The sequence below is a fragment of the Streptomyces sp. NPDC024555 genome (assembly GCF_055559335.1).
In genome coordinates this window covers 354,357-376,433 of record NZ_JBVHKV010000004.1, presented here as the reverse complement: position 1 = coordinate 376,433, position 22,077 = coordinate 354,357, and the positions used below count along the sequence as shown (strand labels likewise).

Genomic DNA, 22,077 nt, shown 5'->3' with positions numbered 1-22,077 from the left:
ATGACCCGTCTCATCCTCGCCACCCGCAACGCCGGGAAGATCACCGAACTCCACGCGATCCTCGCCGACGCCGGACTCACCCACGAACTCGTCGGCGCGGACGCCTACCCGGAGATCCCCGACGTCAAGGAGACCGGCGTCACCTTCGCCGAGAACGCCCTCCTCAAGGCCCACGCCCTCGCCCGCGCCACCGGCCACCCCGCCATCGCCGACGACTCCGGCCTCTGCGTCGACGTCCTCGGCGGCGCCCCCGGCATCTTCTCGGCCCGCTGGTCCGGCACCCACGGCGACGACCGGGCCAACCTGGACCTCCTCCTCGCCCAGCTCTCCGACATCGACACCCCCCACCGCGCCGCCCACTTCGCCTGCGCCGCCGCCCTCGCCCTCCCCGACGGCACCGAACGCGTCGTCGAGGGCCGCCTCACCGGCACCCTCCGCCACACCCCCGCCGGCACCGGCGGCTTCGGCTACGACCCGATCCTCCAGCCCGACGGCGAAACCCGTACCTGCGCCGAACTGACCGCCGCCGAGAAGAACGCCATCAGCCACCGCGGCAAGGCGTTCCGGGCCCTGGTGCCGGTGGTGCGGGAACTGGTGGGGTGAGACACGAGGAGGCTGTCACCTTCGAAATGAAGGTGACAGCCTCCTCATGTCTGTGGGCCCGGTGGGACTCGAACCCACGACACACCGGACCTAAACCGGCGCCCTCTTGGCCAGCTGGGGTACGGACCCGCGCGCCTCACTCTACTGTGCGGGGGCTCGCCGCTTCGAGAAGGTTGCCGTCTGGCTGTGGCACGAGGGGCAGAGGTACCGCAGATTCTCCCGGCGGTTGTCGAGTCGGTCACCGTTGATGTGATCGATCTCCAGGACGAGACGCCTGCCCTGCCACACGGTTCCCAGACCGCAGGCCTCGCACTTCCGAGGTGCTCCGGATTCGTCCAGGGCCCGTCGCAGCAGCACCGTCTTCGTGCGCGGTGATCCGGGGGACAACCTGCGAAGAATCTCCGCAGCGTCCTTCCGGTACGGGGAAGGGCGGCCGGCGTTGTGCCCCTGGCCGACGAAGTGCTCGGTGGAGAGCCCGTACGCCGCAATGCTGCGCATGGCCCTGGCTCGTGCCGCTCCGCTGGACGGGTGCAGTCCCAGTGCCCGCAGTACTCCTGCCATACCGCGTGACCTCCTTACCGCTGTGGTCAGTTCCTCTCTGGGGAAGAGCGGAGCGCCTCGCCGGCTGACCGGCCGGCCGAAATGGGAGACATCGATCTGGAAGGCATCGAGCTTTCGGGCGATATGCGCGTAGAGGCTGTCGTAGGGCACGACACCCAGATGGTCGAACATGTCGCGGATGCTGTGGGAGCGGGCCGCCGCCTCGCTGAGCGCCTCCCGCGTGTACGTACGGGGCACCCGTCGAGGCAACCGCTCGTCCGTGAAATGCGCGCAGTCGATTCCGTAGTGCTCAAGCCTGATGCGCAGATAGCGCAGTTCGCTCCGGGTCAGGGGTGTACCGAGCCGACGCATCAGGTCGACGAGGCTGCCCGCCTCGGAAGCCTTCTGGGCCAGCAGTTCGCCGGTGTAGCGAGGCCGGGTCATGAGGCGGTCCGCCGCTTGCGGCCACGGTAGGTGTCGGTGACGGAATGGCAGTTGGGGCAGAGGAAGCGCAGATTCTCCTGGCGGTTGTCCCACCAGTCTCCGTTCTCGTGGTCCACCTGGAGCTGGAGTGGCCGGTTGTTCCAGGTGGTGGAGATCCCGCACATTGCGCATGCCTCGGCCCTCCCGAGAGCGATGAGAGCGCGTCGGAGGCGTCCGCCGGGGGTGCGCCCGTGCTCAGGGGCGTTCAGTACGAGCAGGTCTTCCCGGGGCCTGCCCGCGCGCCGGGCGGGCGCGGCGAAATGGGTGGTGGGGATTCCCCATGCGGCGATCCGGCGGCTGATGTGGGTGTGGTTTCCGCCGACGGGGCTGATGCCCAAGTGGCGGAGCACGTCCTTGAGACTGGTGGACTCGCTGACGGCCTGGCGGAGCCGTGCCTCGCTGTGGCGTGTTCGTTTCGATGTGAAGTGAGAGATGTCTATGTCCCACTCCGTCATTTTCCTCCGTAGGTAGCTTCTGCTTCCCGGCGTAGGCGTTCCCCCGCACCAGCGCACGGCATCGTGAGTGTTCGTCGTCTGGCGCGCCGCCTCTTCGAGCAGTTCGCGCGTATAGCGACCCGGCAACGTTCCCCTCCGCATCCGGCCACCCGTTCGCAGCCTCGTACGGATCAACGAACCGCTCGGCGGAGGGTCACGTCCGATATCCGACAAGATGAGGAACGGCCCATACCGCTTCCGGGGAAGTCGTACGGGCCGGGGGCGGAGGGGATCAGAACTTCGGGTCCGGTGTCTGGGAGGCCACCAGTTCTTCCGCTTCCTCGGGGGTTTCGACGGAGGGCGGGGAGCCGGCGAGGGGGCGGTTGGCGGTTTCCTTCATGCAGGCCACCGCGATCACGCCGACCAGCGCCGCCGCCATGGCGTAGTAGGCGGGCATGAGGTTGGTGCCGGACCAGCTGATGAGGGCGGTGATGACGAGGGGGGTCGTGCCGCCGAAGATCGACGCCGACAGGTTGTAGCCGACGGAGAGGGAGCCGTAGCGGACGTTCGTCGGGAAGAGGGCGGGGAGGGCGGCGGACATGGTGCCGAGCATGCAGACCAGGGAGAGGCCGAGCATCGACATGCCGATGATGATGGCGGGGATGCTGCCCTGGCGGATCAGGAGGAAGGCGGGGAGGGAGAGGACGAGGAAGCCGAGCATGCCGGTCATCAGGAGGGGCTTGCGGCCGAAGTGGTCGGAGAGCTTGCCGACCTGGTTGATGATCAGCATCAGGGCGACCATGACGCCGAGCAGGATGAGCAGACCGTGGGTCTCGCTGTAGCCGAGCTCGTCGGAGAGATAGGTCGGCATGTAGGAGAGCAGCATGTAGTCGGTGATGTTGTACGCGCCGACCAGGCAGATGCAGAGGATGAGCGTCGGCCAGTACTCGCGGAAGATCCTCGCGAGGTCGCCCTTGGCCGTGGTCTCGACGCCGTCCGCCGCCTCGGTGGCGTGCGCGGTGCCGCCCTCCAGTTTCTGGAAGGCGGGGGTCTCGTCGAGGCGGAGCCGGAGGTAGAGGCCGACGAGGCCGAGGGGGCCGGCGACGAGGAAGGGGACGCGCCAGCCCCAGGACTCCATCTGGGCGTCGTTGAGGAGGGCGTACAGGGCGGTGACCAGGCCCGCCGCGCCGACGTAGCCGGCCAGGGTGCCGAATTCCAGGAAGCTGCCGAAGTAGCCGCGCCGTTTGTCGGGGGCGTATTCGGCGATGAAGGTGGAGGCGCCGCCGTACTCGCCGCCGGTGGAGAAGCCCTGGAGCATGCGGAAGAAGATCAGCAGGACGGGTGCCCAGATGCCGATGGCGTCGTGGGAGGGGATGACGCCGATCGCGAAGGTGCCGATCGCCATCATGATCATCGTGAGGGCGAGGACCTTCTTGCGGCCGATCTTGTCGCCCATGGGGCCGAAGAACATCCCGCCGAGGGGGCGGACGAGGAAGGCGACGGCGAAGGTGGCGAAGGAGGAGAGGAGCTGGGTCGTGTCGTTCCCGGACGGGAAGAAGACATGACCCAGGGTGGCGGCCAGATAGGAGTAGATGCCGAAGTCGAACCACTCCATGGCGTTGCCGAGCGAGGCCGCCTTGACGGCCCTCTTCACCGCCTGGTCGTCCGTGATGGTGATGTCGGAGCGGCGCAGCCTGGGGTTCCGGCGCTTGCGGATGGCGCGGAAGAGGGCGGGGTGGCGTTTGACCGCTTCGGGGTCGGCCGCCTGGTGGGGGTCGGAGGCCGCCATGGCCGGGTCCTTTCCTCGGTGGGTGTTCCAGGAAAGGCTTCTGCGCGAAGGTGGCGGGCGCAAACCCATCGGCCCGGGGATTGGGATGTCCCTCACATGGTTTCGGCCGTTCGGCCCAATCCCCGGGTGGTGGTGCGGCGGGCGGGGCGGTCAGATGCCGAGGTCCCTGATGATCTTGGCTACGTGGCCGGTGGCCTTGACGTTGTAGAAGGCGTGCTCGACCTTGCCGTTCTCGTCGACGACGATCGTGGAGCGGATGACGCCCATGATCGTCTTTCCGTAGTTCTTCTTCTCGCCGAAGGCGCCGTAGGCCTCCAGGGTGGTCTTGTCGGGGTCGGCGACGAGGGTGACCTTGAGGTTCTCCTCCTCGCGGAACTTGGCGAGTTTCTCCGGCTTGTCGGGGGAGACGCCGATGACGTCGTAGCCGGCGGCGGCGAGGACGTCGAGGTTGTCGGTGAAGTCGCAGGCCTGCTTGGTGCAGCCGGGGGTGAGGGCGCGCGGGTAGAAGTAGACGATGACCTTGCGGCCCTTGTGGTCCGCGAGCGAGACCTCGTTGCCGTCGGCGTCGGGGAGGGTGAAGGCGGGGGCGGTGTCGCCGGGCTGGAGTCGCTCGCTCATGGTTCTCCTTCGGGGCATGCGGGGTGTACGGGACCGAGCGTAACGGGGGTGCCGCCGGGTGCGGGGGCGGTGGAGCTGACAGACTGTCGATGAAGGTTTACCGGACGACGACCATGGAGGCGGCGCGGTGTCGGATACCAGGACCCCTGCGCAGATCGAGGCGGACATCATCAGCCGGCGTGAGCAGCTCGCGGTGGTCCTCGACGAGATCGGGGTGCGGGTGCACCCGAAGACGATCATGGGCGATGCGAAGGCGCGGGCCGCCCAGGCGGTGGACCGGACGGCCGGGCGGGCGTTCGTGGCGGTGAACCGGACGGTGTCGGACGTGAAGGCGCAGTTCGTGACGGAGGACGGTGCGCCGCGTCTGGAGCGGGTGGTGCCGGTGGCGCTGGTGGCGGCCGGTGTGGTGGGGCTGCTGGTGGTGTCGCGGCGGAAGCGGCGTTGACGGGGGTTCTCGCTCGTCCGTTCCGGGGTGGCCTCCGTCCGGGCCCCGCGTCACCCCCTCCGGCGCGCGGTGGGCGGGTGGGCGGGTAGGTTGCGGGGCGTGAGTGAGAACACCGACGACAAGCTGCCCATCCGGATGCTGCACGACCGTGTGCTGGTCCGGTCCGACACGCCTGAGGGCGAGCGGCGTTCCGGGGGCGGCATCCTGATTCCGGCGACGGCCGCGGTCGGCCGGCGGCTGGCCTGGGCGGTGGTGGTCGCGGTGGGGCAGAACGTGCGGACCGTGGAGCCCGGGGACCGGGTGCTGTACGACCCCGAGGACCGTGCCGAGGTCGAGGTGCGGGGGGTGGCGTACGTGCTGATGCGGGAGCGGGATCTGCACGCGGTGGCGGCGGACCGTTTCGAGGGTTCGGTGGATTCCACGGGGCTGTATCTGTAGGTGTGAACGGGTGAAGGGCCTGGTGACCGGTGTCACCAGGCCCTTTGCCTGTTCTTTGCTACGGTGGGGTGACCCCCGACGAGACGCGCCGTACCGGGTTTCCGCAAAGACGACGCACCCGTTGTCCGCGTGTTCTGTGGTCGGAGGTGCCGTCATGGCGTGGGTTCTGCTGGTGGTCGCTGGTCTGCTCGAAGTGGCCTGGTCGATCGGGATGAAGTACACCGAGGGGTTCACCCGGCTGTGGCCGAGTGTGTTCACGGGGCTGGGGATCGTGGCCAGCATGGTGTTGCTGTCGCAGGCGGCGAAGACGCTGCCGATCGGTACGGCGTACGGGGTGTGGGTCGGGATCGGTGCGGCCGGTGCGGCCGTGTTGGGCATGGTGGTGCTGAACGAGCCGGCGACCGCGGCCCGGATCTTCTTCGTGTGTCTGCTGCTGGTGGCCGTGGTGGGGCTGAAGGCCACGTCGGGTCACTGACCCCGTCCCCGCCCTCGTCCTCCGTCTCCGTCCCCGTCCGCCTGTCATCGGTGCGCGGCGGGCCGTGGGAGTGCCGGGCTGGGGGCGCGGGTGCCGTGGGGGCCCTCGAAGACGCCTCCGTCGCCGCCTCCGTCTCCGCCGTCTCCTCCGCCGTCACCGCCTCCGTCCGTTCCGCCGTCGCCCTCGCCTCCGGTGCCGCCGTCCGTGGTGCCTCCGGGCGGGGTGTCGGTGGTGCCGGGGGTGCTCGGCGGGGCGGCGGGTGAGGTGGGCGGGGTGCGGGAGGGGGTGTGGGGGGCGGTGCTGGTCGGGCCGCGGGTGGGGCGGCCGGTGTCGCCGGGCGCGGTGTCCTGTTCGCTGGGGAGTTCGGTCTCGTCGGTGCCGCTCTCCAGGTCGAGGTCGAAGTTCTGTACGGGGGTGCCGCGCAGGGCGGCCGCGGTGTAGGTGGCCCAGGTCTGGGCGGGTGCGCCGCCGCCGTTGATACGGGGCAGGCCGAGCGCGCCGTAGAGGGATTCCTGGGAGCCGGTGTCGGGGTCCTGGCCCATGACGGCGATGACGGTGGCGAGGCCGGGGGTGTAGCCGGCGAACCAGGCGGCGCGGTCCTCCTCGGCGGTGCCGGTCTTGCCGGCGGCGGGGCGGCCCGCGCCCTGGGCGGCGGTGCCGGTGCCGCCGTCGACGACGCTGCGCAGGATCGAGGTGGTGGTGTCGGCGGCCTCGCGGGTGACGGCCCGGGTGGTGGGCCGGGCGGGGAGGCCGACGCTCTCGCCGTCCTTGGTGACCTTCTCGACGAGGGTGTGGGGGGTGTGCCTGCCGTGGTTGGCGAGGGTGGCGTAGGCCTCGGTGAGGTCGAGGACGCTCGCGGTGGCGGGGCCGAGGGCGATGGAGGGGGAGGCGGTGAGGTCGGGGGTGTCCTTGGGGATGCCGAGGTCGACGGCGGTGGAGCGGACCTTGTCGGGGCCGACGTCCTCGGCCATCTGGGCGTAGACGGCGTTGACGGACTTGTCGGTGGCGGTGCGGACGGTGATGGGGCCGTAGCTGACGTCGTCCTCGTTGGCGGGGTCGTATCCGGTGGGGCCGTTCGGGCCCTGGACCATGCGCTTGTTGGTGCCGTCGTAGATGGTGCTGGGGGTGATGCGGCGGCCGTCCTGGGTGGTGGAGTCGTGGGCGACGGCGGAGGTGAAGACGAAGGGCTTGAAGGTGGAGCCGACCTGGTAGTCGCGGCGGGTGGCGTTGTTGACGTACTGCCGGGTGTAGTCGATGCCGCCGTACATGGCGAGGACGCGGCCGGTGGCGGGGTCGATGGAGGTGCCGCCGACGCGGACGTTGCGGTCGGCCTTGCGGTCGGTGGAGGTCTTGGACAGGACGTTGGCGTCGACGGCGGAGACGAGGGCGTCCTGTTTCTTCTTCTCCAGGGTGGTGGTGATGCGGTAGCCGCGGGTGGCGAGGGTCTTGGCGTCGAGGATGTTGTTGTCGACGAGGTAGTCCTCGACGGCCTGGACGATGTATCCGCGTTGTCCGGAGAGGCTGTTGGCGGGCTTCACTGCTCCGGGCGTCGGGAAGGTCAGGGTGGCGCGGGTCGCCTCGTCGAGCCAGTCCTCCTTGACCATGCCGTTGAGGACGTAGTTCCAGCGGGCGAGGGCGGCGGGCCTGTTCTCGGGGTGGGTGACGACGTCGTAGGCGCTGGGGGCGTTGAGCAGGGAGGCGAGGTAGGCGCCCTCGGCGGTGGTGATGTCGCCGATGTCCTTGCTGTAGTAGGCCTGGGCGGCGGCCTGGATGCCGTAGGCGTTGCGGCCGAAGTAGCTGGTGTTGAGGTAGCCCTCGAAGATCTGGCTCTTGGACTGTTCGCGGTTGAGCTTGATCGCGATGAAGAATTCCTTGATCTTGCGGCCGACGGTCTGTTCCTGGCCCAGGTAGTAGTTCTTGACGTACTGCTGGGTGATGGTGGATCCGCCCTGTTTGCCCTTGCCGGTGAGGGTGTTCCAGCCGGCGCGGAACATCGCCTTGATGTCGATGGCGCGTTCGGAGTAGAAGTCGCGGTCCTCGGCGGCGAGGACGGCGTGCTGGACGGTGAGGGGGACCTGGGCGAGGCGGACGTTCTCGCGGTTGACCTCGCCGTCGCGGGCGATGACGCTGCCGTCCTTGTAGAGGTAGACGTTGGACTGGGCGGTGGCGCTGGCGTTGGCGGGCGGGATGTCGACGAGCTGGTAGCCGGCGATGAAGCCGCCGATGAGGAGCAGGGCGATGAGGAGGACGCCGCCGAGGACCATGCGCCAGGTGGGGATCGCCCGCCGCCAGCCGGTGCGCCTGGGGCGCTTCGCCTTCTTCGGCTTCGTCCCGTCCGGTGGGGCCGCGCCGGGCGGGCCGCCGGCCGGGGCGTCCTGCCCGGCGGAGGCGGCGGCGTCGGCAGGCAGGTCCCTGGGGGGCCAGCCCCGGGGCTCGGGCTCCCCGTTCTGCTGCTGTGGCTCGTCGCTCATGTCGGTGCGGACTCCTCGGCCTCGGTCAGTTCCCCCATAGTGCCCTTTTCTATGGAATAACCCCCGGATCAACCTTCGAAAAGCGGTCGCGGCGGCGGGTTGGGGCGCACTAGAGTCCTGCGCTTTGGTGTCCGCACGGTGCGGGGCATCCCGGATGCGGGGCGGTGGTGCGGGTGCGGGTGTACGCGGTGGTGGCGGCGGGCGGGTTCCGGCGGCATGCCACGTACCGGATCGAGACGGCGGCGGGGGTGTTCACCAACACCGTCTTCGGTTTCATCCTGGCCTATACGTACGAGGCGCTGTGGGACGAGCGGCCGCATCTCGGCGGGTACGACATGGCGCAGGCGCTCACCTATGTGTGGCTGGGCCAGGCGCTGCTGATGACGTGCGTGATGATGGGCGGCGGTTTCGAGGAGGAGCTGATCGAGCGCATCCGTACGGGCGATGTGGCGGTCGATCTCTACCGGCCGGTCGATCTCCAACTGTGGTGGCTGTCGGGCGACATGGGCCGGGCGGCCTTCCATCTGCTGGGGCGCGGTGTGGTGCCGATGGCGGTCGGTTCGCTGGCCTTCGAGCTGGCGCTGCCCGGGTCGGTGTGGACCTGGGCGGCGTTCCTGGTCGCGGTGGCGCTGGGGGTCGTGGTGAGTTTCGCGATCCGCTATCTGGTGGCGCTGTCGGCGTTCTGGCTGATGGACGGGGCGGGCGCGGCGCAGGTCTCGTTCCTGGCGGGGCTGTTCTTCTCGGGGATGCTGCTGCCGCTGAACCTGTTCCCGGGGCTGCTCGGCGAGATCGCGCGGGCGCTGCCGTGGTCGGCGATGCTCCAGGTCCCGGCCGATGTGTTCCTCGGCAAGCACACGGGCGCCGGTCTGCTGCGGGTGTACGCCTTCCAGGCCGGCTGGGCGGTGGCGCTGCTGCTGGCGGGCCGGGCGCTCCAGTCGGTGGCGACGCGCCGGGTGGTGGTCCAGGGTGGCTGAGCCGGTGGACGTTCCGGGCGTGGTGGTCGTGGACCCGGTGCCGGACGCGGGTGCGCCGTGGTCGAGGGCGGCCGAGGGGGTGCGGGCGTACGGGCTGATCGTGGCGATGTGGATGCGCTCGACGATGGCGTACCGGGCGTCGTTCCTGATGACGGCGGCCGCGAACTTCGCGGTCACGGCCTTCGACTTCGTGACGATCGTGCTGATGTTCTCGCACGTCGACGTGCTGGGCGGTTTCACGCTGCCGGAGATCGCGCTGCTGTACGGGGCGGCCGGTACGTCCTTCGGGCTGGCGGACCTGCTGATGGGTTCGGTGGACCGGCTGGGCCGCCGGGTCAGGGACGGCACGCTGGACACCCTGCTGGTGCGGCCGGTGCCGGTGCTGGCGCAGGTGGCGGCGGACCGGTTCGCGCTGCGAAGGCTGGGCCGGGTCACCCAGGGGGTGCTGGTGCTCGGCTACGCGCTGGTGGCGCTGGACATCGACTGGACGCCGGCGAAGGCGGTGCTGCTGCCGTTGATGCTGGTCAGCGGGGCGGCGATCTTCGGGGCGGTGTTCACGGCCGGGGCGGCGTTCCAGTTCGTCGCCCAGGACGCCTCGCAGGTGCAGAACTCCTTCACGTACGGGGGAGCGACGCTGCTCCAGTACCCGCCGTCGGTGTTCGCGGCGGATCTGGTGCGCGGGGTGACGTTCGTGGTGCCGCTGGCGTTCGTGAACTGGCTGCCGGCGCTGTATGTGCTGGGGCGGGACTATCCGCTGGATCTGCCGCGGTGGGTGGCGTTCCTGCCGCCGCTGGTGGCGGGGGTGTGCTGGGTGCTCGCCGGGCTGGCGTGGCGGGCGGGGTTGCGGTCGTACCGGAGTACGGGGAGCTGAGGCGTGGTGGACGAGGACTTCATCGAACTCGTGGATGTGGAGAAGGTGTTCACGGTGCGGCGGCGCACCGGGCTGCTGCGGGGCGAGCGCCGGGAGGTGCGGGCCGTGGACGGGATCGGCTTCCGGGTGGCGCGCGGCGAGATGGTCGGCTACATCGGTCCGAACGGGGCGGGCAAGTCGACGACGATCAAAATGCTGACCGGGATCCTCACCCCGAGCGGCGGCACGCTGCGGGTGGCGGGCATCGACCCCTCCCGGGAGCGGACCCGGCTGGCGCGCCGGATCGGGGTGGTGTTCGGGCAGCGCACCACGCTGTGGTGGGACCTGCCGCTGCGGGACTCGTACCGGCTGGTCCACCGGATGTACCGGATCCCCGACGCGCGGTTCCGCGCCAATCTGGACCGGTGTGTCGAACTGCTGGACCTGGGTGAGCTGTTGGACGTGCCGGTGCGGCAGCTTTCGCTGGGGCAGCGGATGCGCGGTGACATCGCGGCGGCGCTGCTGCACGATCCGGAGGTGCTGTACCTGGACGAGCCGACGATCGGCCTCGATGTGATCTCCAAGGCCAAGGTGCGGGGATTCCTGCGGGAGTTGAACGCCGAGCGGGGCACCACGGTGCTGCTGACCACGCATGATCTGACCGATATCGAGCAGCTGTGCCGGCGGGTGATGGTGATCGACCACGGGCGGCTGATGTATGACGGCGGGCTCGACGGGCTGCACGAGGCGGGGGAGAGCGAGCGGGTCCTCGTGGTCGACCTGGCCCGTGAACTGCCGCCGATCCGGCTGGAGTCGGAGCCCTCGGTGCGTACGGTGAAGGTGGAGGGCGTCCGTCAGTGGCTGGCGTTCCCGGCCTCCGCCTCGGCGGCTCCGCTGGTGGCACGGATCGCGGCGGAGTATCCGCTGATGGACCTGTCGGTGCGCGAGCCGGACATCGAGTCCGTGATCGCGCGGATGTACGCCTCCGCCGACGGCGCCCGGGAGCACGCCCGTTGATCCGGTGCGGGGCCTGGTCAGGGGTCCGGGCCGGGTGGGGGGCCGGTGACGGGGGCGGCCCCGTTCAATAGGCTGCGCGGTATGACAAGCGAACTGCCGGAGATGCGTGCCTCCGATGCCGAGCGGGAACGGATCGCCGAGGTCCTGCGCGAGGCCGTCGCCGAGGGCCGACTGGAGATGACGGAGTTCGAGCAGCGGCTCGACGCCGCCTACAAGGCCCGCACCCACGGGGAGTTGGAACCGCTCGTCCGTGATCTCCCGGCGCCCGGCCGGAGCGCGGCGGCCCCGGCGGCCGGCCCGCAGCGCGTCGGTTCGGCGGCACGCTGGCAGGAGCGGATCGGCCGGCAGCCGACGTCGCAGCGGGCGATCGCGTTCTGGGGTGGCTTCAGCCGCCGGGGGAACTGGACGGTGCCCCGCGTCTTCACCGCCTTCGCCATGTGGGGCGGCGGCGAGATCGATCTGCGCGAGGCCAATTTCGAGGACCGCGAGATCGTCGTCCGCTGCTTCGCGATCATGGGCGGCATCCAGGTGACGGTGCCGCCGGAGCTGAACGTCGACGTCCGCGGCATCGGCGTCATGGGCGGTTTCGGCGAGCGGACGAAGGACGAGGGCGTCCCGTCGCCGGACGCGCCCCGGGTCCGGGTCACCGGCCTCGCGCTGATGGGCGGGATCGGCGTGGAGCACAAGCGGAGCAAGACGGAGAAGGCCCGGCTGCGGAACGAGGAACGGCAGCGCCTGCGCGACGCGGAGCGCCCCCGGCTGGACAAGGGCGACAGCTACTGAGCCCGGTGCCCCGGGCGCGCCCCTCGTCCGCGTTACGTCGGGGCGCGCCCCCGGTTCACGTTCACGGCGTCTTGGCCCGCCCGGCCGTTCACAGGGCGTCGGTGGCCGGGCCGGGGCGCAGCAGCGCGGCCACGTCGGGCAGGGAGCCGAGGACCCGGTAGCCGGAGTCGTTCAGGTGCAGATGGTCGCCGGAGTCGTAGGCGGGGCGGAGCCGCTGGGGGGCCTCCGGATCGCGGACGGCCCGGTCGAAGTCGAGGAACCGGTCGAAGACCCCGCCGGCCCGGATCGTCTCGTTGACCCGCATCCGCACCGCGTCGCGGGCGGGGGTCCAGTTGCGGTGCCCCTCGTACGGCATGAGCGTCGCGCCGACGACGTCGAGGCCGCGGGCGTGGGCGCGCCGGGTCAGGGTGCGCAGGGCGTCGGTGATGCGGGCGGGGTCGGTCTCCTGCGGGGAGGCCTGGACGTCGTTGATGCCGAGGGCGATGACGACGGTCCTGGCCCCGGTGACGCCGAGGACGTCGCGGTCGAAGCGGTCCAGGGCGCGCGGCCCGCTGCCGTCGCGCAGCAGCCGGTTGCCGGCGATGCCCTGGTTCACCACCGCGTACCGGCCGTGCAGCCGGTCGGCGAGGACGTCGGGCCAGCGGCTGTTGGTGTCCGTGGTGGAGCCGCTGCCCGCGGTGAGCGAGTCGCCGAACGCGACGACGGCCCCGGTGGCGGCCTCGGTGCGGACGTCCACGGCGGTGAGGTAGCGCCAGTCCGTGGTGGGCCTGCCCGCCTCCGGCAGTTCGGTCGTGGACGTCTGGTGGCTGTTGGGGTGCACGGTGACCGGGCCCCGGGCGGTGGGGGTGCGCAGGGCGACGACGAGGTCGGCGTCGGCGGCGACCCGCACGGCGACGGCGTCGCTGACCGACTGCCCGCCCGCCGCGACGGTCACGGAGGGCGCGCCGCGGAACGTGACCGGGCGGCCGTCGACCGTCACCCGGTCCACGAGCAGCGGACGGGTGCCGAAGAGATTGGACAGGGTGACGCGGGCCGCGTCGCCGCCGACGCTGGTGTGCACGACGTTGCGGACGGTGCGCAGCCGGAGATCGGTGCCCGCGTCCGGGTCGGGCACGCCCTGGACGGGGGCGGCGGTCCAGGTGGCGAGCCAGAGGCCGGTGGCGCCGGCGGGCGCGGCGGGGGTCCGGGCGGCGCCCTGCGGTCCGGGGGCGGCGGCCGCCTTGGCGCGGGCTCCGGTGAACAGCAGCGAGCCCGCGAAGGCCATCGCGGCGGTGAGCACGGCGACGCCGGCCACCAGGGCGATGAACAGGGCGTACCCGTGGCGCCTGGGCATGGGCGGTGTGTCTCCTCGGTCGTGCGGGGTGGGGGGCGGCTCCCATGATGCGGCAGCGCGCGGGGAACCCGACGTGCGGCCCGGGAGTAGATCAGACAGGGACAATGCGTACCGGGCGCCGGGGACGCCATGGACGCGGACGGGTGGAGCGGATGGACGGGATGAAACGGATCGAGGGCGCCGGCCACGACACCGGCGCGGACATGGACGCGGCGGGCGCGGGCGCGCATCCGCCCGGCCCCGGTCGGGGTCCGGGCCGGGCGGCGGGCCCGCTCGCCTCGTTCGCGTACACGGCGGCGGACGAGGAGAAGCGTCGTGGCGTACGCCGGATGAAGACCACGGCCACCGGCCTCCTTCTGCTGGTCGCGCTGGTGTACGCCCTCGCCACCTGGGCGGGGAACGCGGGGGTGGGCGGCTGGCCGGGCTTCGTCGCCGCGGCCGCCGAGGCGGGCATGGTGGGTGCGCTGGCCGACTGGTTCGCCGTCACGGCCCTCTTCAAGCGTCCGCTCGGTCTGCCGATTCCGCACACCGCCATCATTCCCACCAAGAAGGACCAGCTCGGGGCCTCCCTCGGTTCCTTCGTCGGGGAGAACTTTCTCTCCGGAACGGTGGTGCGCGACCGGATCCACGCGCTGGCCGTCGGCGGCCGGGTCGGCGCCTGGCTGGCGGAGCCCGCCCACGCGGACCGGGTGACGGCCGAGCTGGCGACGGCGCTGCGCGGCGCGCTGACCGTGCTGCGCGACTCGGACGTGCAGGCCGTGGTGGGCGAGGCGATCACCCGTCGGGCGAACGCGGCGGAGGTCGGCCCCGGCCTCGGCAAGATGCTGGAGAAGGTCGTCGCGGACGGCGGCCACCGCAAGGTGGTGGACCTGGTCTGCGCACGGGCGCACGACTGGCTGGTGCTGCACGGCGACTCGGTGATGGACGCGGTGCAGGGCGGCGCCCCGGGCTGGACCCCGCGCTTCGTCGACCGGCGGGTCGGTGAGCGGGTCTACAAGGAGCTGCTGCGGTTCGTCACGGAGATGCGGGACATGCCGGGGCATCCGGCGCGCGGCTCCATCGACACGTTCCTGCGGGACTTCGCCGCCGATCTCCAGGGGGACACCGAGACCCGGGCCCGGGTGGAGCGGCTGAAGTCGGAGATCCTGGGGCGCGGCGAGGTCCAGGACGTCATCGCCTCGGCCTGGTCCTCGGTCCGGCAGATGATGATCGCGGCGGCCGAGGACGAGCGCAGCGAGCTGCGGCTGCGGGCGCGTGCCTCCCTGATGGCCCTCGGTTCCCGGCTGGCCACGGACGGCCGCCTCCAGGCGAAGCTGGAGGGCTGGCTGGAGGACGCGGCGGTGTATGTCGTGACCACGTACCGGACGGAGATCACCTCGCTGATCAGCGACACCGTGGCCGGCTGGGACGCCGACCAGACCTCGAAGAAGATCGAGGCCCACATCGGCCGCGACCTGCAGTTCATCCGCATCAACGGCACGGTGGTGGGCGCCCTGGCGGGGCTGCTGATCTATTCGGTGTCCCGGGCGTTCGGCGCGTAGCGGAGCCACGTATACGAACGCACCGCCGCCGCCCGCCCCCAGTCCGTACGGACACCGGCGCCGCCCCCGTCTCGCGGGAGCGGCGCCGGTGCGTGTGCGTGTGCGGGCGTGTGCTCAGGCGGCCCGGCGGGTGACCGCCCAGGACGCGGCGGCGACCGTGCCCGCGACGGTGAAGACCGCCGGCCAGGCGCCCAGCTTCTTCGCCAGCGGGTGCGAACCGGCGAAGGCGGCCACATAGGCCGTCGTCAGCGCGGTCGCCGCCCGCGGTCCGGCCTGCCGGTTCCACTCGTACGCCGCCGCGCCGCCCGCCGCGGCGAGGGCGACGCCGCCCAGCGGCCGCTTGCCGGTCCACCGCGCGAGGGCGTAGCCGCCGACCAGTCCGCCCGCCGCCACCGCCGCTGCCGGAACCTTCGCCATCGCCGCCACCTCAGCCTTCCCGTAGACATCGCCGGACCCCGGGCCCACGCCCGTACCGGCTCCGGTCTCCGAGGCTAATGCCCGGACCGGGGGAACCCGTCGCGGCGGGGGTGCACAAGCGTTTACCCTGGGGGTGAACAGATGTGCACCCCCGGCCCGGGGGCGCCGCCGCCGAGCACGCAACGGAGAACCATGCCCGCGGACATACCGGTCCCCGCAGCCCCCGCGACCCCCGCCGCCCAGGCCCCGCACCCCCGCTTCGCCGTCGGCGTCCTGGCCTTCTGCGGCGTGGTCGTCGCGGTCATGCAGACGATCGTCGTCCCGCTGCTCCCGCACATCCCCGCGCTGACCGGCGCCACCCCGGCCGCCGCGAGCTGGCTCGTCACCGTCACCCTGCTGACCGGCGCGGTGTTCACCCCGGTCCTCGGCCGGGTCGGCGACATGTACGGCAAGCGCCGGGTGCTGGTCGCCTCGCTCGCCGTCCTGGTCGTCGGCTCGGTGCTCTGCGCGGTCAGCTCCCACATCGGCGTCCTGATCACCGGCCGGGCGCTCCAGGGCGCGGCCATCGCCGTCGTCCCGCTGGGCATCAGCATCCTGCGCGACGAACTGCCGCCCGAGCGCGTCCTGTCCGCCGTCGCCCTGATGAGCTCCACCCTCGGCATCGGCGCCGCGGTCGGCCTGCCCGTCGCCGCGCTCGTCATCGAACACTTCGAGTGGCACACGATGTTCTGGGTCTCCGGAGCCATCGGCCTCCTCGACATCGTGCTGGTGCTGCTGTGCGTACCGGAGTCCCCGCTGCGCAGCCGGGGCCGCTTCGACGCCCTCGGCGCGCTCGGACTGTCGGCGGCCCTCGTCTGTCTGCTGCTCGCCGTCACCCAGGGCGCCGACTGGGGCTGGGGTTCGGCCCGTACGGTCGGTCTGCTCGTCGCCGCCGTGGTGATCGCCCTGCTCTGGGGCGCGTACGAACTCCGCGTCGCCACGCCCATGGTCGACCTGCGGGTATCGGCCCGCCCCGCCGTCCTCCTCACCAACATCGCCGCACTGCTCGTCGGCTTCGCCTTCTACGCGAACTCCCTGGTCACCGCCCAGATGGTGCAGGAACCGAAGGCCACCGGCTACGGGCTCGGCGCCTCGCTCGTCGTCAGCGGACTCTGCCTGCTGCCCGGCGGGGTGGCCATGGTGGCGCTCTCGCCCGTATCGGCGCGGATCTCCGCCAAGCACGGCCCGAAGACCAGCCTGGCCCTGGCCACCGCGGTCATCGCCGCCGGCTACGGGGTGCGCTACTTCACCAGCCACAGCCTGTGGCTGATCATCGCGGGTGCCACGGTCGTCGCCTCCGGCACCGCCATCGCCTACTCGGCGCTGCCCGCGCTCGTGATGCGCGGCGTCCCGGTCAGCGAGACCGGCGCCGCCAACGGACTCAACACCCTGATGCGCTCCATCGGACAGGCCTTCTGCAGCGCGACGGTCGCCGCCGTCCTGGCCAACATCACGTTCCGGGCGGGCGGCCGGACCGCCCCGACGCTCCACGCCTACCAGCTGGTCTTCGTCATCGCGGCCGGAGCGGCCCTGGCGGCCCTCGCCGTCACCCTGTTCCTGCCCGGCCGCACGCCCGCCGCCGGTGCTGCGGGTACGGTCGAGGAGAGCCGAGGGACCGCGGACACCCACGAGGGGGGTGCGCGGACGGCCGGAATTCAGGAGAGTGCGTCATGACCGGTGGCCGGGCCATCGCGGCGGCCCCCGTCACCGACGGGCCGGCCAGCGGCAGGGACGCGATCCTGCGCGCCGCGCGCCGGGCCTTCACCCAGCGCCCGTACGCCGAGGTGACCATCCGGAAGATCGCCGCCGACGCCGGGGTCAGCCCGTCCCTCGTGGTCAAGCACTTCGGCCGCAAGGAGGAGCTGTTCAACACGGTGGCCGACTTCGGCCCGGCCGCCGCCGAACTCCTCGACGCCCCGCTGGACCGGCTCGGCCGCCACATGGTCGTCACCCTGGTCACCCGCCGACGCGCCCTCAACTCGGACCCGCTGCTGCGCGTCGTCTTCTCGCTGGGCAACCAGGACGAACGCTCGCTGCTGCGCGACCGGTTCCACGAACAGGTCACCGACGCCCTGACCGCCCGACTCCCCGGCGCCGAACGCGCGCTGCGCGCCGAGCTGCTGGCCGGTCATCTGCTGGGCCTCGGTGCCACGCTCAGCCTCCACCGCGAGGGCGCGGGCGCCCGCGCCACTCCGGAGCACATCGCCGACCTCTACGCCCCGGCGCTCCAGAAGCTGATCACCGGCTGAGGCGCGGCCGGCCGGATGGGCGCCGTCCGGCCGGGTGCCGTCGCGGCGCGGGCGGGCCGGATCAGGCGGATTCGAGGACCGGGCGCAGCTCCAGCGCCTCGGGCGTCGGGAAGCCCCGCGCGATCCGGACGGCCTCGTCGTGGTCGGCCACCTCCAGGACGAACCAGCCGCCCAGGCTCTCCTCCCCGCCGTGCACCGGCCCGTCGGCCACGGTCGCGGACCCGTCCGCCGCCTTGCGCACGGTGACCGCACCCCGCCCCTCGGTGTCCAGGGCGTCGCCGCCCGCCAGCTTGCCGGCGGCGGCGAGTTCGCCGATCCAGGTCTCGTACGACGCCCGGTAGGCGTCCCGGTCGGCCTGGATCAGCGCGCGCGAGGCATCGGTCTCGAAGACGACGAGGGCGTACTTCATGGGTGTTCCCTTGTTCGGTGGATGGGACATGGGTGGGACATCAAAGGGGAGGGGCAGAGGGGGAGGGGGCAGGGGGGGAGGGGCGGGGGAGCCGGATCCGGCGGGCTCAGACCCCGTGCCCCGGATCGACGCGGGCCAGGAAACCCGTCTCCAGGGCCGTCCACAGGGCGCCGTCCGGTCCGACGGTGATGCCGTGCGGTTCGGAGGCGGGGGTGGGCAGGTCGTATCCGGTGAGCCGGGCGTCCGGGGTGATCGAGCCGACGCGGTTGCCGCCCCACTCGGTGAACCACGCGGTGCCGTCGGCGTCGACGGTCACGGCGTGCGGCCGGGCGGCGGGGTCGGGCAGCGGATGCTCGGTGACACGGCCGTCGGGGGAGCGGTGGCCGATGCGCCCGGCGGCGATCTCGGTGAACCAGACGCTGCCGTCGGGGCCCGCCGCGATGCCCACGGGACCGGCCGCCTCGGTGGGCAGCGGGTGGACCGTGATGCCGCCGTCCATGCCGATGCGGCCGAGGGAACCGGCCTGGTTCATCGTGAACCACATGGCGTCCCCGGCGGCGGTGATGGCGGAGGGGAACGCGCCGGAAGAGGGCAGCGGGTACTCGGTGACCTCGCCGTCGACGGTGATCCGTCCGATGAGATCGGCGGCGGTCCCGGTGTACCAGAGCGCCCCGTCCGGCCCGGGGGCGATCCCGAAGGGCCCGCATCCGTCGGACGGCAGCGCGTACGCGGTGATCTCCCCGGCGACCGTGATCCGGCCGATGCGGTGCGCCCGGTACTCGGTGAACCACAGGGCGCCGTCGGGTCCGGCGCAGATGACCGTCGGGCCCGAGTCCGGGTCCAGCCGGTGGACCACCGGTTCCCCGCCCGGGACGAGCCGTCCGATCCCGCCGCTGTGCACCAGGGTGAACCACAGCGCCCCGTCCGGCCCGGTGGTGATCGCGTACGGACCGCTGTCACGGTCACAGACCGCGTACTCCTCGACGGTGGGGGACGTCGTCACTGCTGTGGCTCCAGACACTGGACGGGGCGGACGCGCCGCCGGTCGTGCACCAGCATGCGGTCCGCCCCCTCCGTGATCAACACCCTTTACCGCAATGACCGTTCATACGGGGGTTCACGGCCGTCGCGAGGGCCGGTCTCAGCTGAAGACGACCGACCGGAGCTTGAGCCGGCTGGAGGCGTGGCCGCCGTCGGGCCGCAGGGTGAAGTAGTCGCCGTCGCAGTCCGGGCCGGTGAAGACCGTGGCGGTGGCGTCGGTGTTGTTCCACGGGGTGTCGGCCGGGAGCGTGCGGCCCGGGTCGGCCGCGCCGGGCAGCGTGATGCACTGACGGCTCGGCGGGTTGATCAGCCCGGTCTGCTGCCGGCTGCCGTCCTGCGCGGTGTACGTGTAGGTGAAGTCGCCCTGGGCGGCGCTGGCCGAGCCGGGCAGGGTGACGACGAGTGCGAGCGCGCCGAGGGCGGCGGCGACGGTGGTGCGAAGTCGCATGGTGGGAAAGCTCCTTGAGGGTTCGGCCCCAGCGGGGTGAGCAAGATCGTTACGCCGCCGAGTCTGGCCCCCCGCCGGCCGCCGGGACGCACGCGTTCACCCGCACGTGGGAAGCTCTCACCCGTACGGGAACGAGGGTGCCGCCCACCGTGGGCCATGTGGGTCACGCCGGGTCCGCCGGGCCCGGTCCCGTGCGCGGCCCGGTCCCGCCGTCGGCCCGTGGCCGCGCCGCACCCGCGCCCGTCCCCGCAAGTGCTCCCGTGTCGAACTCGGCCCGAAAGCGGCGCCGTTCACTGCCTCAAGCGGTCGCCGGAAGGGCGTACCGCACCACCGTGGCCCGCTCCGACAGCTCCCACAGCCGCCGCCCGGTCCCGGGGTCGGCCGCCCCGGCGGACAGCTCCACACGGGTCGGCGCGCCCCGCAGCTCGCCCCTCCCGTCCGGGCCGATGAACGCGCCGCCCTCCAGGCCCGGTTCGGTCGCCGCGTACAGCTGCGGCAGGGCGCCGTGCTCCGGGCTCTGCGCGAGCGGCGCGAGGAGCCGGCCGAACAGCAGCCGCACCGGGGCCACCGGCCCGTCGTGCTGGAGGCCGGTGGCGGCGTACCCGGGATGGGCGAGCAGACTGCGCACCGGACTTCCGGCGGCGGTCAGCCGCCGGTGCAGCTCGTGCCCGAACACGGCGTTGGCCAGCTTCGACTGGTTGTAGTAGCCCATCGGGGAGTACCGGCGTGCGCCCGTGAGGTCGTCGAAGAAGAAGCGGGCCTTGCGGTGGTTGGCCGACGTCACCGTCACCACCCGGGGGTCGGCACCCTTGGCCAGCGGGCCGAGCAGCAGCCCGGTCAGGGCGAAGTGCCCCAGATGGTTCGTCGCGAACTGGATCTCGTGCCCCTGCGGACCGAGGGTGCGGGGCGGGGCCATCACCCCGGCGTTGTTGACGAGCACGTCCAGCCGGGGATGGTCGGCGCACAGCCGGCCGGCGAACGCCCGTACGGAGTCGAGGTCGGCCAGATCCAGTACGCGGACGTCGAGCCGCGCGTCCGGCTGCGCGGCGGTGATCCCGGCGGCGGCCGCGCGCCCCCGGCCCTCGTCCCGCACGGCCATGACCACCTGCCCGCCCCGGCGGGCGAACGCCCTGGCGGTGGCCAGGCCGAGGCCGCTGCTCGCCCCCGTGACGACGAGGACGCGCCCGCTCTGGTCCGGTATTCGCTCGGCGGTCCAGGGCGGGCGCTGTTGCTGTCGCTGTCGCGGTCTCCGTTGTTGCTGCTGCTGCCGCTGCTGCTCACTCATGCGGCACAGACTGCTCCAGGTGTCATCAAGTGTCAACATGTCACTGAGTGACATCAAGGGCATGGAGTACCCTGACGGAGTGAGCAGCCGACCCGACCTGACCCTGGCCCAGCGCAAACGGCAGCTGGTGGCCGGTGAGCTGACCGAGTCGGCCCTGCAACTGCTGGCCCGCAAGGGGTTCGACGCGGTCACCATCGACGAGATCGCGACCGCCGCAGGCGTCTCCAAGCGGACGTTCTTCCGCTACTTCGCGTCCAAGGAAGACGTGGTCGTCCAGTTCCTCGCCGACATGGGCACCGGCATCCGCGCCGAACTCGCCGCCCGCCCCCCGGAGGAACCCCCCTCCACCGCCCTGCGCCACGCGGTATGGGTGCCCCTCGGAGAATGCGCCGACCACGGCGAACGCGCGCTCCGCGTCGTCCGGCTCATCCTCCGTACGCCCGCCCTCCACGCACGCTTCCTCGAACGCCAGGCGCAGTGGCGCGAGGACCTGGCCGCCGAACTCGCGGAGCGGCTGGGCCTCGACGCCGATGCCGATGCCGATGCCGATGCCGACGCCGGCTTCTACCCCCGGATGGCCGCCGGCATGGCGCTGAACGCCTTCGACGCCGTCCTGCACCGCTGGAGCGCGGGTGAGGGCGTGGTTCTTGATAGGGCTCCCGCCCCGGACGCCCTGCTCGACCGCGCCTTCGCGGTGATCGCACCGGCCCTGGACGCGGAGTCCGGGGCGCGCGCCTGAGCCGGGCCCGCGCCCCCGCCCCGCGCCCCGGAGGCTCTCCGTTCGCATTGCTTCCTCGTCGAAGGACCGCGCCCGCACCCCGGACACCCTCCACAGTGGGAGCCGTCCGCCGGCCGTCGCCCGCACCACCGACACCGGCATCACGCGACCGAACGGGGAGAATCCATGCGCAGGATCCAGAAGTTCGCCCAGCTCACGGCAGGCGCCGCGCTGATCGCCGGAACGCTCGTCGCCGGGGCGCCCTCGGCCCAGGCCGCCAGCTGCAGCGGCGGCAGCTCGGGCATGTACTGCGGGAACTACGCGCCCACGGGGCTGCTCAACCACCCGTGCGTGGAGTCCGGGCCCGAGTGCGGCAACATCAAGGTGGTCGACACCCTGCGCACCTCGTACAGCTGGTTCAAGTGCTACGTCCGCGGGGAGCAGCACAGCGGCGGCAACAACGTCTGGTACTACACGAACGGCGACGACAAGGGGGCCTACGGCTACATCGCCGCTGCCCGCGTCTTCACCAGCGTGGACCCGGCGCCGGGCCTGCCGCGCTGCTGACGGCGGCCCCGCCGGGGACGTACGACGGCCGTGCGGGTGCGTGGCGGAATGCACCGCAGCCCGCAGTAGCCGTGCGGCGGCTCTGCGCGGGTGCGCGGCGGAGTGCACCG

General features: G+C 72.1%; 24 protein-coding genes, 1 tRNA gene and 1 riboswitch. Of the genes, 13 read left to right on the top strand and 12 right to left on the bottom strand.

Annotated elements, in window-relative coordinates:
- On the top strand, nt 1-603 hold the full coding sequence (gene rdgB / locus ACZ4FH_RS09320; protein WP_467303467.1) for an RdgB/HAM1 family non-canonical purine NTP pyrophosphatase: 603 nt from the start codon (nt 1-3) through the stop codon (nt 601-603).
- A 53-nt stretch (nt 604-656) separates the two neighbouring features.
- Here rdgB and ACZ4FH_RS09315 read toward each other — a convergent pair.
- The 5 genes from ACZ4FH_RS09315 to bcp form a co-directional block, all read right to left on the bottom strand.
- Nucleotides 657-732, bottom strand: a tRNA-Leu gene (locus ACZ4FH_RS09315).
- 12 nt (nt 733-744) lie between these two features.
- Nucleotides 745-1,587, bottom strand: a complete 843-nt coding sequence (locus tag ACZ4FH_RS09310; protein ID WP_467303466.1) for an HNH endonuclease signature motif containing protein — start codon at nt 1,585-1,587, stop codon at nt 745-747.
- Entirely contained in the window at nt 1,584-1,751 is a 168-nt protein-coding gene (locus ACZ4FH_RS09305; protein ID WP_467303465.1) for a hypothetical protein, read from the bottom strand. Before ACZ4FH_RS09305 ends, ACZ4FH_RS09310 begins: the two co-directional genes overlap by 4 nt.
- 601 nt (nt 1,752-2,352) lie before the next feature.
- Entirely contained in the window at nt 2,353-3,849 is a 1,497-nt protein-coding gene (gene proP, locus ACZ4FH_RS09300; RefSeq protein WP_467303463.1) for a glycine betaine/L-proline transporter ProP, read from the bottom strand.
- A 150-nt stretch (nt 3,850-3,999) separates the two neighbouring features.
- Nucleotides 4,000-4,467 carry a thioredoxin-dependent thiol peroxidase gene (bcp, locus tag ACZ4FH_RS09295; RefSeq protein ID WP_467303461.1) on the bottom strand — a complete coding sequence of 156 codons (468 nt, stop codon included), beginning with the start codon at nt 4,465-4,467 and terminating at the stop codon, nt 4,000-4,002.
- Between the two features lie 127 nt (nt 4,468-4,594).
- Here bcp and ACZ4FH_RS09290 point away from each other — a divergent pair, with 127 nt between their 5' ends.
- From ACZ4FH_RS09290 to ACZ4FH_RS09280, 3 genes are all read left to right on the top strand, one after another.
- A complete protein-coding gene (locus ACZ4FH_RS09290) occupies nt 4,595-4,912 on the top strand; it encodes a DUF3618 domain-containing protein (protein WP_383640742.1) in 318 nt (105 codons plus the stop codon).
- Between the two features lie 99 nt (nt 4,913-5,011).
- Nucleotides 5,012-5,350, top strand: coding sequence for a GroES family chaperonin (locus ACZ4FH_RS09285; protein WP_030923137.1), 339 nt, complete (start codon nt 5,012-5,014; stop codon nt 5,348-5,350).
- Between the two features lie 52 nt (nt 5,351-5,402).
- A riboswitch (guanidine-III (ykkC-III) riboswitch) is annotated at nt 5,403-5,469 on the top strand.
- A 35-nt stretch (nt 5,470-5,504) separates the two neighbouring features.
- Entirely contained in the window at nt 5,505-5,825 is a 321-nt protein-coding gene (locus ACZ4FH_RS09280) for a DMT family transporter (RefSeq protein WP_467303459.1), read from the top strand.
- Between the two features lie 44 nt (nt 5,826-5,869).
- Here ACZ4FH_RS09280 and ACZ4FH_RS09275 read toward each other — a convergent pair whose 3' ends face one another.
- Nucleotides 5,870-8,296, bottom strand: a complete 2,427-nt coding sequence (locus tag ACZ4FH_RS09275; RefSeq protein WP_467303458.1) for a transglycosylase domain-containing protein — start codon at nt 8,294-8,296, stop codon at nt 5,870-5,872.
- Nucleotides 8,297-8,469: 173 nt separating this feature from the next.
- On the opposite strand from ACZ4FH_RS09275, the gene ACZ4FH_RS09270 reads away from it, so the two are divergent.
- The 4 genes from ACZ4FH_RS09270 to ACZ4FH_RS09255 all read left to right on the top strand — a co-directional run bounded on the left by ACZ4FH_RS09270 (nt 8,470) and on the right by ACZ4FH_RS09255 (nt 11,920).
- Nucleotides 8,470-9,270, top strand: a complete 801-nt coding sequence (locus ACZ4FH_RS09270; protein ID WP_467303457.1) for an ABC transporter permease — start codon at nt 8,470-8,472, stop codon at nt 9,268-9,270.
- Nucleotides 9,263-10,141, top strand: coding sequence for an ABC transporter permease (locus ACZ4FH_RS09265; protein WP_467303455.1), 879 nt, complete (start codon nt 9,263-9,265; stop codon nt 10,139-10,141). The genes ACZ4FH_RS09270 and ACZ4FH_RS09265 overlap by 8 nt, the downstream gene beginning before the upstream one ends.
- 3 nt (nt 10,142-10,144) lie before the next feature.
- Nucleotides 10,145-11,137 (top strand): ABC transporter ATP-binding protein, encoded by a 993-nt coding sequence (locus tag ACZ4FH_RS09260; RefSeq protein ID WP_467303453.1) that lies wholly within the window; start codon nt 10,145-10,147, stop codon nt 11,135-11,137.
- A 102-nt stretch (nt 11,138-11,239) separates the two neighbouring features.
- Complete coding sequence (locus tag ACZ4FH_RS09255; protein ID WP_467303556.1) at nt 11,240-11,920, top strand: DUF1707 SHOCT-like domain-containing protein; 681 nt, start codon at nt 11,240-11,242, stop codon at nt 11,918-11,920.
- 88 nt (nt 11,921-12,008) lie between these two features.
- Here the strand turns inward: ACZ4FH_RS09255 and ACZ4FH_RS09250 are convergent, their stop codons facing one another.
- Nucleotides 12,009-13,253, bottom strand: coding sequence for an SGNH/GDSL hydrolase family protein (locus tag ACZ4FH_RS09250; protein ID WP_467303452.1), 1,245 nt, complete (start codon nt 13,251-13,253; stop codon nt 12,009-12,011).
- 161 nt (nt 13,254-13,414) lie between these two features.
- Here ACZ4FH_RS09250 and ACZ4FH_RS09245 point away from each other — a divergent pair, with 161 nt between their 5' ends.
- On the top strand, nt 13,415-14,794 hold the full coding sequence (locus ACZ4FH_RS09245; RefSeq protein WP_467303450.1) for a DUF445 domain-containing protein: 1,380 nt from the start codon (nt 13,415-13,417) through the stop codon (nt 14,792-14,794).
- Nucleotides 14,795-14,908: 114 nt separating this feature from the next.
- Here the strand turns inward: ACZ4FH_RS09245 and ACZ4FH_RS09240 are convergent, their stop codons facing one another.
- Nucleotides 14,909-15,211: a hypothetical protein gene (locus tag ACZ4FH_RS09240; protein ID WP_467303449.1), complete on the bottom strand. Its 303-nt coding sequence runs from the start codon at nt 15,209-15,211 to the stop codon at nt 14,909-14,911.
- Nucleotides 15,212-15,403: 192 nt separating this feature from the next.
- Here ACZ4FH_RS09240 and ACZ4FH_RS09235 point away from each other — a divergent pair, with 192 nt between their 5' ends.
- Nucleotides 15,404-16,924: an MFS transporter gene (locus tag ACZ4FH_RS09235; protein ID WP_467303447.1), complete on the top strand. Its 1,521-nt coding sequence runs from the start codon at nt 15,404-15,406 to the stop codon at nt 16,922-16,924.
- Nucleotides 16,921-17,499, top strand: coding sequence for a TetR/AcrR family transcriptional regulator (locus tag ACZ4FH_RS09230; RefSeq protein WP_383640722.1), 579 nt, complete (start codon nt 16,921-16,923; stop codon nt 17,497-17,499). Before ACZ4FH_RS09235 ends, ACZ4FH_RS09230 begins: the two co-directional genes overlap by 4 nt.
- Before the next feature lie 61 nt (nt 17,500-17,560).
- Here ACZ4FH_RS09230 and ACZ4FH_RS09225 read toward each other — a convergent pair whose 3' ends face one another.
- From ACZ4FH_RS09225 to ACZ4FH_RS09210, 4 genes are all read right to left on the bottom strand, one after another.
- Nucleotides 17,561-17,908: a YciI family protein gene (locus tag ACZ4FH_RS09225; protein WP_467303446.1), complete on the bottom strand. Its 348-nt coding sequence runs from the start codon at nt 17,906-17,908 to the stop codon at nt 17,561-17,563.
- Between the two features lie 106 nt (nt 17,909-18,014).
- Nucleotides 18,015-18,911 carry a Vgb family protein gene (locus ACZ4FH_RS09220; protein WP_467303445.1) on the bottom strand — a complete coding sequence of 299 codons (897 nt, stop codon included), beginning with the start codon at nt 18,909-18,911 and terminating at the stop codon, nt 18,015-18,017.
- 138 nt (nt 18,912-19,049) lie between these two features.
- Nucleotides 19,050-19,397 (bottom strand): hypothetical protein, encoded by a 348-nt coding sequence (locus tag ACZ4FH_RS09215; RefSeq protein ID WP_467303444.1) that lies wholly within the window; start codon nt 19,395-19,397, stop codon nt 19,050-19,052.
- 298 nt (nt 19,398-19,695) lie between these two features.
- Nucleotides 19,696-20,682 carry an oxidoreductase gene (locus ACZ4FH_RS09210; RefSeq protein WP_467303443.1) on the bottom strand — a complete coding sequence of 329 codons (987 nt, stop codon included), beginning with the start codon at nt 20,680-20,682 and terminating at the stop codon, nt 19,696-19,698.
- A 61-nt stretch (nt 20,683-20,743) separates the two neighbouring features.
- Between ACZ4FH_RS09210 and ACZ4FH_RS09205 the strand changes: the two genes are divergently transcribed.
- Together ACZ4FH_RS09205 and ACZ4FH_RS09200 are read left to right on the top strand one after the other, a co-directional pair.
- Nucleotides 20,744-21,421 (top strand): TetR family transcriptional regulator, encoded by a 678-nt coding sequence (locus ACZ4FH_RS09205; protein WP_467303555.1) that lies wholly within the window; start codon nt 20,744-20,746, stop codon nt 21,419-21,421.
- Between the two features lie 165 nt (nt 21,422-21,586).
- Nucleotides 21,587-21,967, top strand: coding sequence for a hypothetical protein (locus ACZ4FH_RS09200; RefSeq protein WP_467303442.1), 381 nt, complete (start codon nt 21,587-21,589; stop codon nt 21,965-21,967).
- Nucleotides 21,968-22,077: the final 110 nt, after the last annotated feature.